The sequence below is a fragment of the Kushneria sp. AK178 genome (assembly GCF_053903105.1).
Window position 1 is genome coordinate 2,767,571 of record NZ_CP096381.1, and the last position, 13,090, is coordinate 2,780,660.

Consider the following 13,090-nt stretch of genomic DNA (forward strand, 5'->3'; position numbering starts at 1 on the left):
GATTATATGAACGAAAGCGCCAGAAACGGATGAACCCATTGACCTGAAAAAAAGAAAAAGGAATGACCGGATTCAGCGTCCTTTTGTCAGTCGAAAGAGTGATCATTCAGATTTCGAATGATAATTCCGCCGACAGGATCAGATACGCGACCAGAGCGGTTTTCCCTGTCGATCGGTCGCGGGTGACGTCTGATCAAAGATGTAATCCTGACGACCATCCGTCTTGCATACCCTGACACTGCCCTGCATGGCCAGCGCCTGTTTTTCCGCCCACTGGGCCGCGGTACGCTTGGTATAAAAGCGCTTGATAATCTGGTTGTCACCATCGTATACCAGCCATCGGCCCTTTTGTTTTCTTACCAGATAGTCGAAAGACATCGCGCCCCCTCCCTGGCAGAGTCATGTCCGTTATCGTTGGATGAAGGCCTGTTTTACAAGGATTACTATAAGTCACGACCCGTGTTTTGCCAGACGCTTTTTGCCTCAGCCTTCAGCATTTCAACCGGTTAATTACCTGACCGAATCACCATACCGGGTAATGACCCTGCCGGCTCATGGCCCTGACCGGCTGTTGACGGGGTCGACCTTCGGCCTGTCCGGACATCTGCCCCTTCAGCAGATGCACACGCGTGCTGAAGGCGTACAATGACGGGTCAACCGCTTCATATCATTACTCCCGCGAGGTAGACCATGACGTTCAGGGTATTTGTGGATGGTCAGGAGGGCACGACCGGCCTGAGAATCTTTGACTATCTGCAGGCACGCGAGGATATCGAGCTGCTGCGTATCGACAGCGACCGGCGCAAGGACCGTGACGAGCGCGCGCGCCTGATCAACCGGGCCGATGTCGTCTTCCTCTGCCTGCCGGATGAGGCCTCGCGGGAGGCGGCATCGCTGGTCGACAACCCCGATACCTGTCTGATCGATGCCAGCACCGCCTTTCGTACCGACCCCGAATGGACCTACGGACTGCCGGAGCTGATCCCGGGGCAGCGCGAGCGCATTCGCGAGAGCAAGCGCATCGCCAACGTGGGCTGCCATGCCAGCGCCTTCATCATGCTCATTCGCCCGCTGATCGATGCCGGTCTGCTGCCATCGGACTACCCCTGTTCGGCCTTTTCGCTGACCGGCTACAGCGGTGGCGGCAAGAAGATGATTGCCGATTACGAGGCCGCAACGGACGGCGCACTGGACGCCCCGCGCCCCTACGCCCTGACGCTTTCCCACAAGCATCTGCCGGAAATGCGCATTCACGGCGGCCTGGACCGCTCGCCGGTATTCACCCCGATCGTGGGCCATTTTTTGAAGGGGCTGTCGGTCAACATTCCGCTGCAGCGCTCCCATCTGCCTGAAGGCACGACGGCCGAGCGCATCACCCGCGCCTGGCAGGCCCACTATGACGGCGCGCCCTTTGTGAACGTGATGTCGGCCCGCGACAGCGACGCGCTGGACAACGGCTTTTTCGACGTCACGGGGTGCAACGACACCAACCGGGTCGATCTGTGCGTGTTCGGCAACGACGAAAGACTGGCGCTGGTGTCCCGCATGGACAATCTGGGCAAGGGGGCGGCCGGTGCCGCCGTGCAGAACATGAACATTCACCTCGGGCTCGAGGAAACCACCGGCCTTTCCCGCCGGCACGACTGATCTCCCCTGCGCCCGGTACGCCATCGGCGCATCGGGCGCCTTCGCGGTTCAGGCATGACGGAAGCCTTCGATGAAAGAGCGCGTGACTCCCTTTCAGCTGTTCGTTCTGGTGCTATCGATCTATGTCATCACCGCCATGGCCGTCAGCATGCTGGTGACGCTTCCCCCGGAACTTGCCCGCCTGCTGCAGTACATGGACTACATCGTCTGCTTTTTCTTTTTCATCGATTTCTGTCAGCGCTTCATGCGCGCCGAGAGCAAGCTGGCCTACATGCGCTGGGGCTGGATCGATCTGCTGGCCTGCATCCCCGCGGGGCTGTTTCAGGGCGCCCGCCTGTTTCGTGTGGTGCAGGTACTGCGCGTACTACGGGCCATCAAGTCGATGGAGATGATCTGGCGCCTTCTTTTTCGCAACCGCGCCGAAGGCGTTTTTGCCTCGGCGGCCACCGCCACGATCCTGCTGGTGGCCTTTGGCGCCATCACCATGCTGATGGTGGAAAGCCCCAACCCGGCCAGTCCGATCGAGACCGCCGAGGACGCGCTGTGGTGGGCGATCGTGACCGTCACCACCGTGGGCTACGGCGACTACTATCCGATTACCACGCTGGGGCGGGTAGTGGCCGTTTTGCTGATGATCGGCGGGGTGGGCCTTTTCGGCAGCTTTGCCGCCTACATCGGCTCGATCTTCATTGCCGATGACAGCGAGCGCGAATCCCGCGAGGCGCGCGCCCAGCGCGACATGACCCGCGCTTTGCATGAGCAGATTCGCGAACTGACCGGCGAGGTACGTGAGCTGCGTGAGCGGCTGGACCGGCTGCATGACAACTCCGAACCTCCTGCCCGGCGCCCGCCTGACGACTCAAAACGCCTCGACGATGATTCATGACCCGGGCTTTTATCGATCCATGAGGCATAACGTCGCAATTGCATTACGCTTTATGAAGAGGGAGCGACGCGTTGCCCCCGGTCCACATGCACCCATGCAAAGGCGATGACATGACCCAGACCGACAGCGAGCATCAAAAGGCTGCCCCACCGGCCGACGACACCACCATGTTCATCTTTGGCGCCAGCGGCGATCTGGTAAAGCGACTGCTGGTGCCCTCGCTTTACAACCTGGACCGCGACGGCCTGCTGGATCGCGGCATGAACATTGTCGGGATCGATATTGCCGAGCACGACGACGACAGCTTTCGCCAGCATCTCAAGGACTTCATCGCCGACAAGGCCGCCGACAGGCACGCCGAAGGCGGCGGTCAGGAGGTCGATGAGGCGCACTGGCAGGATTTCGCCCAGCGCATTCACTATCTTCAGGGCGATTTCACCGACGGCGACGTCTATGCCCGGATCAATGAGTATCTGGACGGGGCCACCAGCGACAACGCCATCTTCTACTGCGCCACTGCCCCGCGCTTCTTTGGCGAGATTGCCGACCAGCTGGGTCAGGCCGAGCTGATGAAGGAAGGCGACAATCGCTACCGCCGCGTGGTGGTGGAAAAGCCCTTCGGCCATGACCTCGAGTCGGCAAGGGCACTGAATGCCCGGCTGCTGGAGGTCATGAAGGAAGAGCAGATCTACCGGATCGATCACTTTCTGGGCAAGGAGACCGTGCAGAACATTCTGGTCGCCCGCTTTGCCAACGTGCTGTTCGAACCCTTCTGGAACAATCACTACATCGACCATATCCAGATCACGGCCGCCGAGACCGTGGGCGTCGAAACACGCGGCAGCTTCTACGAAAAGAGCGGCGCCATGCGCGACATGGTGCCCAACCATCTCTTTCAGCTGCTGGCCATGGTGGCCATTGAGCCGCCGGCCGCCTTTGGCGCCGACGCCCTGCGCAGCGAAAAGGCCAAGGTGCTGGGCGCCCTGCGTCCCTGGCCGCGGGAAAAGGTCCGCGAAAACTCGGTACGCGGACAGTACCGTGCCGGCACCGCCCATGACGAGGAGGTTCCGGGCTATCGGGACGAGCCCGACGTCGACAAGGACAGCAACACCGAAACCTATGTCGCCATGAAAATGATGATCGACAACTGGCGCTGGGTGAACGTGCCCTTCTATCTGCGCACCGGCAAGCGTCTGAGTGCCCGCGACACCGAGATCGCCATCTGCTTCAAGCCGGCGCCCTACGCCCAGTTCCGCGGCACCGATGTCGACCGTCTGACCTCCAACTGGCTGATCATTCAGCTGCAGCCCAACGAGGGCATGTGGTTCGACTTCCAGGCCAAGCGTCCGGGGCCGGAGCTGGAGATGGATACGGTCAAGATGGGCTTTGCCTACAAGGACTTTTTCGACCTGCCGGCAGCCACCGGCTATGAAACCCTGATCTACGACTGCCTGACCGGCGATCAGATGCTGTTTCAGCGCGTGGACACGATCGAGAACAGCTGGCGCGCCGTGCAGCCCTTCCTGGACGCCTGGGCCGAGGACGACAGCGTCGAGGGCTACGAGGCCGGCTCCGAGGGTCCGCAGAACGCCGATGACCTGCTCGAGCGCGACGGTCGGACGTGGCACAAGATCGGCGAGGTTACCGGCCCGGGCGTAGCACCGGTACCGGGCGATTCGAGAAGGCAATAGCGCATCAGGGGGTCGCAATGAAGGAAGTACAGACCTGCCATGACCTGCAGGCCGTTCGCTACCATATTGACCGCATTGATCGGGACATCGTTGCCGCTCTGGCCGAACGGGGTGACTACGTAAAGCAGGCCGCCGCCTTCAAGCGCAACGAGCAGGAGGTGCAGGCACCGCAGCGCGTCGAGGAGGTCATTGCCGGCGTACGTGCGCTGGCGCAGGAGAAACGGGCTGATCCCGACGTCGTCGAACAGGTCTACCGGGCCATGATCACGGCGTTCATCGACGCCGAAACGCGTACGCACCGGCACGACAGCCACTGATCGCGCTTTTGAATCGGGCGGAAAAGACCAGGGGGCGCGGCCGACCGCGCCCCCCGGTGTCGTCAAGGACGCCGGAAGCACCGACCTCCCCGACAGCGTCACTGCTGCCGCGCGCCGGTGCTACTGATCCAGCTCGTCGCGCCAGGAGTGCTGCGGCACGAAACCGACCAGACGGCGCGCCTTTTCGTTGCTGTAGAAGGTCTCGAACTCGCCCATCTCGCGCCTGAGCGGCACTTCCGGGTAGAAACGCTCGATCACCTCACGGCTGGTCAGCCCCACCGACAGATCGTCATTGGCCACGTTGAACACCTCGTAACCCAGACCATCCGTTTTCAGGCAGCAGTCGACCATCTGCCCCAGGTCGCGGGCATCGATATAGGCAAAGATGTTACGCCGGCGCAGGGCGGGGTTTTCCATGAACGCCGGAAACGCCTCGCGATACTCATGGGGTTCGATCACGTTATTGATGCGCAGCCCGTAGATGTCGATGCCCGAGCGCGCCTGAAAGGAGCGCGCGGTGACCTCGTTGACCACCTTGCTCATGGCGTAGCTGTCCTGCGGGACGGTGGGGTGTTTTTCGTCCACCGGCAGATAGTCCGGCTTGACCTCACCATCGGCAAAGCAGATGCCATAAGTGGTTTCACTGGAGGCAAAAATCACCTTGGGAATGCCCAGTTTTGTAGCGGCATCCAGCACGTTGTAGGTGCCCAGCGTATTGATGCGGTATGTCTCGTTGTCCGGCCGCAGCAAAATGGCCGGTATGGCCGCAAAGTGGACAATGGCATCGTATTGCGGCACGCCGGTGCCCGGTTCCAGCTCGTCATGACGGGCGTAGGCCCGGCAGGCGTTGAACACCTGGCCTGCGTCGGTCAGATCGGTGGTCAGATGCGCGATGCCGGGCGTGTCGGACGGCGCCCAGTCCAGATTGGTGACCTGATGTCCCTGGTCGCGAAGATAGGCGGTCGCATGGCGGCCGGCCTTGCCGCTGCCCCCCGTAAACAGAATGCGCATGGGTTCTCCCGATTGATGAAACAGTCATGACACCCTGGCAAGGCGCGACTCAATGCGCCAGTAAACACACCTGCCATCAAGGCGTTCGCTCGACGCTGACAGCCCGGCGCCCGAACGCTCTGCGCGCTACGCCACCAGCCTTTGCAGGGCAAAGCCGGCAATGGCGGTGTCCTGCACGCCGGTGCCGGTCAGATCGCATACCGTGATCTGATCATGCATCGCACGCGGTGACTGCCCCGAGGCGATGATCTGTCCCAGCTCCTGCACTTCGAACGAGGGCGCCCTGCCGGCATAGGCCTTGAGCTCGCCGTTGGTCTCGCTCTGGGCACGGGTATCGGCCACGAAGGCGTCGGCGCGGGTCATCACGGATTCGTCCAGCTCGCGCTTTTCCGGGCTGTCCGAGCCCATGGCGGTGACATGGACGCCGGCGGGCAGATGCGAGGCTTCCAGCAGCGGCGACTTCGACGGCGTAGTGGTGATGATCACGTCCGCCTCGCGACAGGCACTCTCGATGTCGCCGTGAACATTGACGGTGAGATCGTCAAACCGCGCGCGCATGCGCTCGGCGTACGCCTCGGCACGATCGGTGTCGCGCGCCCAGACATCGACGGTATCGATCTCGCGCACCAGTTTAAGGGCCGCCACCTGCAGCTCGGCCTGCACGCCGGCGCCGAGCACGGCCGCACGTCGACTCTCCTTGCGTGACAGATGCTTCGCGGCAATGGCGCCGGCCAGCGCGGTGCGGATGTCGGTGAGATAGCCCTCGTCAAACAGCACCGCCTCGACCAGCCCGGTCTTCGCCGAGAAGACGATCATCAGCCCGTTGAGACTCGGCAGGCCGATGGAGGGGTTATCAAAAAACCCGGGGCTGACCTTGATGGCAAAGCGGTCGTTGCCGCGAATGTGGGCGGTCTTGACGTCGACCTCGCCGTTGGCCTCCTCGATCGCCATGGAGAGAATCGGCGGCTGCACCACCTCGCCCTGCCCCAGTGCCCGAAAGCCGGCTTCCACGGCATCCAGCGCATTGTGGTCCAGCGGTACGACGTCCTGAATCTGCGTGCGGTTGTAAAGCTCCATGCCCGCTCCCTGTGTCCTCAAGTGGTGGTGTTTGTCTCGACCATGTTTTTTGCCCGCTGCCAGGTGGCCATGTCCACGCCGCTGCCCGAGACGATCAGGGCGACCTTCTCGCCGCGAATGTCGATGGCGTGCTCCTCGAGTGCGGCCAGCCCCACGACCGCCGCGCCCTCCACGAGCATCTTTTCGGTCTCCAGAAAGTGCACCATGGCGGATGCGATGGCGCGCTCGCTGACCTGGCAGTGATCGCTCATGACCTCGCGCACCAGCGCCCAGGTGCAGCGGTTTTCAAGCCCGATGCCGCCGCCGAGGGAGTCCGCCAGCGTCTCGACCTCCTCGACCGCCACCGGGTGCCCCACCGCCAGGCTCTCGATCATCGCCGCCCCTGCCATCATGCTCACGCCAGTGACCTGCACCCGCGGGTTGATGGCGCGCACGGCACGGCCAATGCCGCCCAGCAACCCGCCGCCGGAGAGGCCGATCAGCACCCGATCGAGATCGGGCACATCCTCCATCAGCTCCAGGCCGATGGTGCCCTGTCCGGCCGCGATCAGCGGGTCATCAAAGGGCTCGATCAGCGTCATGCCGTCGTCTTCCACCAGCCGGCGCGCCTCCACGAAGGCGTCATCCTGACTGCGTCCGATCGTGCGCACCTCGGCGCCCAGCGCCTCGATGGCGGCCACCTTGTTGGCCGGCACCAGCCTTGATACGCAGATGATGGCGCGCGCCCCCAGTCGGGACGCCGCCCAGGCCACCGCACGGCCGTGATTGCCGGTCGAAGCCGTGGTCACCCCGCGTTCAAGCGCGGCGTCATCCAGTGCGGCAATGGCGTTGAGCGCGCCCCGAAGCTTGAAGGCGCCGCTGGGCTGCAGGGTCTCGAGCTTGAGATGGACCTCGGCGTCAAAGCGGCTGGAGAGCGCCACGGATTTGATCAGTGGCGTTCTGGCCGCCTGACCCGCGATCCGGGCGCGGGCGAGGTAGATATCGTGCAGGGTGACAGGGTCGCAGATCATGAGGCTCTCGATCGGTGAAGGCGCGTGCGCCACGGTCTTTCACGCTGGAACAATCCACCCTGGCGCATGGCCCCGGCAGCTTCAAGGGAGCAGGCGTTGCGAGCTTTCCCCGGCAATGCCGCATCATTGATACCGGTTCAGCTGCCCGAGGGCCCCGGCATGTTGCCCAGACAGAAGTACTTGGTGTCCAGATACTCCTCCAGCCCCTGGGCGCCGCCCTCGCGGCCCAGCCCCGACTGCTTGACCCCGCCGAAGGGGATCGGCGCGCCGGTCATCTTCAGCGTGTTGACGCTGACCATGCCGTACTCGAGCCCGCGCATCATCTTCCAGATGCGCTTGACGTCGTTGCTGTAGACATAGGCCGCCAGGCCATACTCGGTATCGTTGGCCGCCGCCACGACCGCCTCGTCATCGTCGAAGGCGCATACGCCCGCCACCGGCGAGAAGGTCTCCTCGCGAAAGACGCGCATGTCCGGGGTAATGTCAGCCAGCAGCGTGGGCATGAAGAAGTTGGCCCCCGGCGCCATCGACTGGTTGCCGGCCACCAGCCGCGCCCCCTGTTGCACGGCGTCATCGACAATGGCATGGGCCGCCTCGACCGCGCGGCGATGAATCAGCGGGCCGATATCGACCTCCATCATGCCGCTGCCGACCCGCAGCGCCTTCATGTGGGCGGCAAAGCGTTCCAGAAAACGATCATGGATGCGCCGGTGCACGAAGATGCGGTTGGCCGCCAGACAGTCCTGCCCCGCGGTCTGGAATTTCGCCGCCACCGCATCACGAGCCGCTTCATCGACGTCCACATCCTCGCAGACAATGAAGGGCGCGTTACCGCCCAGCTCCAGCGACATGCGCTTGACGCTGCCGGCGCTCTGACGCATCAACAGCTTGCCGACCCGGGTCGAGCCGGTAAAAGAGACCGAGCGCACCCGGCTGTCGGTACACAGCACCTCGGAGACGGTGGCCGGCTCACCGGTTACCACGTTGAATACCCCCGGTGGAATGTCAGCGCGTTCGGCCAGCTCCGCCAGTGCCAGCGCCGTGAACGGCGTCTCGTTGGCCGGCTTGACGATCACCGGACAGCCTGCCGCCAGCGCCGCGCCCGCCTTGCGGGTGATCATCGCCAGCGGAAAGTTCCAGGGGGTGAACATCGCCGACACGCCCACCGGCTCCTTGAGGGTACCCAGCATGGCGTTGGGGATATGGCTGGGGATCGTCATGCCGTAGGCGCGGCGCGCCTCTTCGGCAAACCACTGGATGAAGCTGGCGCCGTAGTCCACCTCACCGCGGGCATCGCGCAGCGGCTTGCCCTGCTCCAGCGTCATCAGATGGGCCAGATCCTCGCGGTGCTCGTGCAAAAGCTGATACCACCGGCTCAGCCGCCGGCCACGCGCCTCCACCGACAGCGCCCGCCAGCCGGCAAAGGCGTTCTCGGCTGCCGTAACGGCGTCGGTAATCTGCTCGGCGTCCAGCAGCGCACAAAAGCCCAGGGTTTCGCCGTTGGCCGGATCCAGTACGATTTCGTCACGGTTGCTGGTGCCGGCCGTCCATTGGCCATCGATATAGGCCAGCTGGCGAAAAAGGCGGGGGTCATTGAGCTGCATGTCACCTCCTGGACGCCAGGGCGTCATGGATGCACATCGAAAGGGAAACGGTGAGAACGCCCTCTAAAGGCCGTATCGCCACCTGCCTTCCAGCGTGGCAGATCCGGCGCGGGTCTTTTTTCTGTCCCGCCTCACGTTGTCGTGGATTTTTTTCCTTGTGCGCGGTGCAACCTGGCGTTTTTTCGGTCGATGCCGGTGCAGGGTCGGGCGGGGTAAAGGAGTACGGACAGCAAAACGCCGCCCCGGGGGCGGCGCTGACAGCCATGGCAGCAGCCTGCCTGTGGCGTTAATCGGTCGTTTGATCGCCGGTCATGTGCTCGTCGACCCACTGGCCGGCCACCTCGGCCGGATCGGCCTTGTCGATCTCGACGCGGTGGTTCATGGCCTGCAGATCCTCCGTCGACAGCGCCGCGGAGACGCGATTGAGGCTGTCGCGCATCTCATCGGTCAGGGCTTCACTGCGACCGACCGGCACGATGTTCTGGGCCGGCTCCAGATCCTGGTCATCACGCAGTGCCACCCAGTCATTCTCGGCGATCGCCCCCTGGGAGGAGAACATGCGCGCTACGTCGATATCACCGTTGGTCAGTGCACCGCGGGTCAGCGGCCCGCCGGCATCCAGAGAGCGGAAGCCGGCAAACTCGATGTCATAGACCCGCTTGAGCCCGGGAATGCCGACATCACGGGTGCGCGTCTCCGGCGGCCCGCCCAGCGTCAGCTCGCCGGAGACGGGTGCCAGATCGGAGAAGGTTTCAAGGTCGTACTGATCGGCCGTCTCGCGGGTGACCACCAGAACGTCGCGATCCTCGGCCGGGGAAGCCTCCAGCGCCTCGAGTTCCTCGGGCAGTACCTCACGCAGGGCCGACATGACATCGTCACTGCTGCGGGCATCGACATGCGCCTCATCCTGATCGAGATAGGTCATCAGCGCGCCGGAATACTCCGGCAGCAGATCGATCTCGCCGCTGGTCAGCGCCGGGAAGACCACTTCGCGTGAGCCCAGATTGAGACGGGTGTTGACGTTGACGCCGTCATTGCGCAGCACGTCGGCATAGATGTTGGCCAGAATCAGCTGCTCGGGGAAGTTGGTCGAGCCGATGGTGAGACTTGCCTGATCGCCCTCGCCGGTCTGCGCGGTGTTGTCATCGGCGCTGTCATCATCGCCGCCCGAGCAGCCGGCGAGTGCCGCCAGCGCCAGCGCGCCGAGTCCCAGTTTCCAGCCACGGCCCATGTTCATGGTTCCGATTCCCTTGATCATGTTGAGCATTCCCTTGTGTTCATCTTTTGTGTTCATCATCGGCCCTGCCGATTCTGGCCCAGACCGGCGCGTCGTGCATCCAGCTATTGCACTCATTCCTTTATTGCAGTCCTTTGGCCGTGATCAGCTTCTGGACCCCCGCCAGCAACAGCTCGGTCACGATCGCCAGTACAGCCACCAGAATCGCGCCGACCAGCACCTGGGCGAGATCGCGCACGGCAAGGCCATCGATGAGATAGCGCCCCAGACCGCCGAGGCCCACATAGGCGGCAAGCGTCGCCGTGGACATGACCTGCACGGCCGACGTTCGCACCCCGGCCATGATCAGCGGCATGGCGATCGGCAGTTCGACCTGCCACAGCCGCTGCCAGCCGGTCATGCCCAGCGCCACGGCGGCCTGGCGCACGGCCGGGTCCACCTCGCGCATGCCCACGAAGCTATTGGTGACCATCGGCGGAATCGCCAGCGCAACCAGCGCCACGATCACCGGAATCACGCCATAGCCTGCCAGCAGAAAAACCAGGATGATGACCCCGAAAGAGGGAATGGCGCGGCCGATGTTGGAGATATTGATCGCCATCAGCCCGCCGCGGCCGCTGTGGCCCAGACCGATGCCGATGGGCAGCGCAATGGCCGCGCCGATCAGCGTCGAGATCACCACATAGGTGACGTGCTCGACCACGTGGGCCGGAATGCTGCCGGGCCCCTGCCAGTTTACGGGCTGGGAAAACCAGTCGATCACACCGGCGATCAGCGTCATGAAATCACCGTTCATCAGCTCCCTCCCCGCTGCCACGGCGTCAGCCAGTACAAAACGGCCACCAGCGCCAGATCCACCGCCACCGCCAATAGCACCGACAAAACGAAGCCGAGGATCAGGGGCGTTGCAAAGCTCAGGGTAAAGCCGGTGATAAACAGCTGCCCCAGACCGCCCTGGCCGATCAGGGCCGTGACCGTCACCATGCCGATAATGGTCACCGCCGCGATACGAATGCCGGCCACGATCACCGGCAGCGCAATCGGCAGTTCCACGGCAAACAGCCGCCGGGCGGGCGTATAGCCCAGCGCCCGGGCCGCTTCCCGCACGCTGGGCGAGACGCCGCGCAGCCCCTGAACGATGTTGCGAAACAAAATCAACAGCGTATAGAGCGTCAGGCCGATCAGCGAGGTCGCCATCGACAATCCCGTAAAGGGCATCAGCAGAATGAACAGCGCCAGCGAGGGAATGGTGAACATGACCCCGGTGACGGCCAGCGACGGGCCGTAGAGCCGCGGCCAGCGCACCGCCAGCAGCGCCAGCGGAAAGGCGATCAGAAAACCGAACAGCAGCGCCAGAGCGACCAGCTGCACGTGCTGCAAAAGCGCCGCCGTGATCTGATCCGTGTTGGACGCCACCCAGCCCCAGTTCATGACAGCCGCCTTGTCAGCTGCCGCTGATCGATCACGCCCTCGTAGCGCCCCTGATCGTTGAGCACCGGCATGACCTCGCCGGGCGCACTGATCAGGGCATTGAGGGCGCTGCGCAGGTTGTCGTGCAGATACAGGCGGTGGCGCCAGGGCTTGAGGGGCAGCGAGTCGATCCGCGCCCGGTCGTCGGCCTGCTTGAGAGTTTCCCAGTCCAGCCAGCCCAGCGGCGCGCGCTGCTCGTCGAGCACCACGATGCCGCCGTTGCCTGCCTGCTGCAGGTAGCTGCGCGCCCGGGCGACGATCTCGTCCCGCGGTGCCGTCAGCCCCGCATCCAGTTCCAGGCTGTCGAGGCGCTCCAGCGCCAGCCGGCGCAGCTCGCGATCGGCGCCGATGAAATCGACGACAAAGTCGCTGGCCGGCGCCGACAGCAGCCGCGCCGGGGTATCGAACTGGGCCAGTTTGCCGCCCTGGGCAAAAATCGCCACGCGATCGCCGAGCTTCATTGCCTCGTCGATGTCGTGGGTCACCATCACGATGGTTTTCTGCACCCGGCGCTGGAGATCGAGAAATTCGGTCTGCAACCGGGCGCGCACGATGGGGTCGACCGCAGCAAAGGGCTCGTCCATCAAGAGAATCGGCGGGTCGGCGGCCAGCGCCCGCGCCAGCCCGACGCGCTGCTGCTGTCCGCCGGAGAGCTGATGCGGATAGCGTGCGGCGAGCGCCTCGTCGAGACCGACCATCTCGACCAGTGATGCCACCCGCTCGCGGATGCGCTGCCTGTCCCAGCCCAGCAGGCGCGGCACGACGGCAATATTGTCGGCGATCGTCTTGTGGGGAAAGAGTCCCGAATGCTGCATCACATAGCCGATCTGGCGGCGCAGCCGGGTTTCATCCACCGACATGACATCACGATCGCCGATCAGCAGCCGCCCGTCGCTCAATGTTTCCAGCCGATTGATCATGCGAAGCGTGGTGGTCTTGCCACAGCCCGACGGGCCGACCAGCACGGTCAGCTCCCCGGCCGGCAGGGTCAGATCCAGCGACTCGACCGCCACCGTGCCATCGCCATAGCGTTTGCTGACCCTCTCAAACACGATGGCACTGCTGTCATGGGTATCCCGATCGACCGCGCTGTCGCCCTGGCGATGATCCTTCGTCAACGGCGTATCCTCCTGGAGTCAA

Annotated in this window: 13 protein-coding genes; 4 read left to right on the forward strand and 9 right to left on the reverse strand. The window is 63.8% G+C overall.

Going from position 1 to position 13,090, the window contains the following annotated elements; translation table 11 throughout:
- Nucleotides 1-138 precede the first annotated feature (138 nt).
- Nucleotides 139-378, reverse strand: a complete 240-nt coding sequence (locus M1D97_RS12685; RefSeq protein ID WP_456268090.1) for a hypothetical protein — start codon at nt 376-378, stop codon at nt 139-141.
- A gap of 312 nt (nt 379-690) precedes the next feature.
- On the opposite strand from M1D97_RS12685, the gene argC reads away from it, so the two are divergent.
- The 4 genes from argC to M1D97_RS12705 all read left to right on the forward strand — a co-directional run bounded on the left by argC (nt 691) and on the right by M1D97_RS12705 (nt 4,541).
- Entirely contained in the window at nt 691-1,647 is a 957-nt protein-coding gene (argC, locus tag M1D97_RS12690; RefSeq protein WP_456268091.1) for an N-acetyl-gamma-glutamyl-phosphate reductase, read from the forward strand.
- Nucleotides 1,648-1,717: 70 nt separating this feature from the next.
- A complete protein-coding gene (locus M1D97_RS12695) occupies nt 1,718-2,533 on the forward strand; it encodes an ion transporter (protein ID WP_456268092.1) in 816 nt (271 codons plus the stop codon).
- 110 nt (nt 2,534-2,643) lie between these two features.
- Nucleotides 2,644-4,224, forward strand: coding sequence for a glucose-6-phosphate dehydrogenase (gene zwf / locus M1D97_RS12700; protein ID WP_456268093.1), 1,581 nt, complete (start codon nt 2,644-2,646; stop codon nt 4,222-4,224).
- Nucleotides 4,225-4,241: 17 nt separating this feature from the next.
- The gene (locus M1D97_RS12705) at nt 4,242-4,541 is read left to right on the forward strand and encodes a chorismate mutase (protein ID WP_456268094.1); all 300 of its coding nucleotides are present in this window, start codon (nt 4,242-4,244) and stop codon (nt 4,539-4,541) included.
- A gap of 120 nt (nt 4,542-4,661) precedes the next feature.
- On the opposite strand, the gene M1D97_RS12710 is transcribed toward M1D97_RS12705, so the two are convergent.
- The 8 genes from M1D97_RS12710 to M1D97_RS12745 all read right to left on the reverse strand — a co-directional run bounded on the left by M1D97_RS12710 (nt 4,662) and on the right by M1D97_RS12745 (nt 13,068).
- Nucleotides 4,662-5,552: an NAD-dependent epimerase/dehydratase family protein gene (locus M1D97_RS12710; protein ID WP_456268095.1), complete on the reverse strand. Its 891-nt coding sequence runs from the start codon at nt 5,550-5,552 to the stop codon at nt 4,662-4,664.
- Nucleotides 5,553-5,678: 126 nt separating this feature from the next.
- Nucleotides 5,679-6,629: a cyclodeaminase gene (locus M1D97_RS12715; protein ID WP_456268096.1), complete on the reverse strand. Its 951-nt coding sequence runs from the start codon at nt 6,627-6,629 to the stop codon at nt 5,679-5,681.
- Nucleotides 6,630-6,646: 17 nt separating this feature from the next.
- Entirely contained in the window at nt 6,647-7,639 is a 993-nt protein-coding gene (gene eutB / locus M1D97_RS12720; RefSeq protein WP_456268097.1) for a hydroxyectoine utilization dehydratase EutB, read from the reverse strand.
- Nucleotides 7,640-7,776: 137 nt separating this feature from the next.
- Nucleotides 7,777-9,243, reverse strand: a complete 1,467-nt coding sequence (locus M1D97_RS12725) for an NAD-dependent succinate-semialdehyde dehydrogenase (RefSeq protein ID WP_456268098.1) — start codon at nt 9,241-9,243, stop codon at nt 7,777-7,779.
- Nucleotides 9,244-9,529: 286 nt separating this feature from the next.
- A complete protein-coding gene (locus tag M1D97_RS12730; RefSeq protein ID WP_456268099.1) occupies nt 9,530-10,501 on the reverse strand; it encodes an ABC transporter substrate-binding protein in 972 nt (323 codons plus the stop codon).
- Nucleotides 10,502-10,601: 100 nt separating this feature from the next.
- Nucleotides 10,602-11,276 (reverse strand): ABC transporter permease, encoded by a 675-nt coding sequence (locus M1D97_RS12735; RefSeq protein WP_456268100.1) that lies wholly within the window; start codon nt 11,274-11,276, stop codon nt 10,602-10,604.
- Entirely contained in the window at nt 11,276-11,911 is a 636-nt protein-coding gene (locus tag M1D97_RS12740) for an ABC transporter permease (protein ID WP_456268101.1), read from the reverse strand. Before M1D97_RS12740 ends, M1D97_RS12735 begins: the two co-directional genes overlap by 1 nt.
- Complete coding sequence (locus tag M1D97_RS12745; RefSeq protein ID WP_456268102.1) at nt 11,908-13,068, reverse strand: ATP-binding cassette domain-containing protein; 1,161 nt, start codon at nt 13,066-13,068, stop codon at nt 11,908-11,910. Before M1D97_RS12745 ends, M1D97_RS12740 begins: the two co-directional genes overlap by 4 nt.
- Nucleotides 13,069-13,090: the final 22 nt, after the last annotated feature.

Bases quoted from the DNA above. Each gene is read 5' to 3' on its own strand.
- M1D97_RS12685 (WP_456268090.1), bottom strand. From the start codon at position 378: ATGTCTTTCGACTATCTGGTAAGAAAACAAAAGGGCCGATGGCTGGTA.
- argC (WP_456268091.1), top strand. From the start codon at position 691: ATGACGTTCAGGGTATTTGTGGATGGTCAGGAGGGCACGACCGGCCTG.
- M1D97_RS12695 (WP_456268092.1), top strand. From the start codon at position 1,718: ATGAAAGAGCGCGTGACTCCCTTTCAGCTGTTCGTTCTGGTGCTATCG.
- zwf (WP_456268093.1), top strand. From the start codon at position 2,644: ATGACCCAGACCGACAGCGAGCATCAAAAGGCTGCCCCACCGGCCGAC.
- M1D97_RS12705 (WP_456268094.1), top strand. From the start codon at position 4,242: ATGAAGGAAGTACAGACCTGCCATGACCTGCAGGCCGTTCGCTACCAT.
- M1D97_RS12710 (WP_456268095.1), bottom strand. From the start codon at position 5,552: ATGCGCATTCTGTTTACGGGGGGCAGCGGCAAGGCCGGCCGCCATGCG.
- M1D97_RS12715 (WP_456268096.1), bottom strand. From the start codon at position 6,629: ATGGAGCTTTACAACCGCACGCAGATTCAGGACGTCGTACCGCTGGAC.
- eutB (WP_456268097.1), bottom strand. From the start codon at position 7,639: ATGATCTGCGACCCTGTCACCCTGCACGATATCTACCTCGCCCGCGCC.
- M1D97_RS12725 (WP_456268098.1), bottom strand. From the start codon at position 9,243: ATGCAGCTCAATGACCCCCGCCTTTTTCGCCAGCTGGCCTATATCGAT.
- M1D97_RS12730 (WP_456268099.1), bottom strand. From the start codon at position 10,501: ATGATCAAGGGAATCGGAACCATGAACATGGGCCGTGGCTGGAAACTG.
- M1D97_RS12735 (WP_456268100.1), bottom strand. From the start codon at position 11,276: ATGAACGGTGATTTCATGACGCTGATCGCCGGTGTGATCGACTGGTTT.
- M1D97_RS12740 (WP_456268101.1), bottom strand. From the start codon at position 11,911: ATGAACTGGGGCTGGGTGGCGTCCAACACGGATCAGATCACGGCGGCG.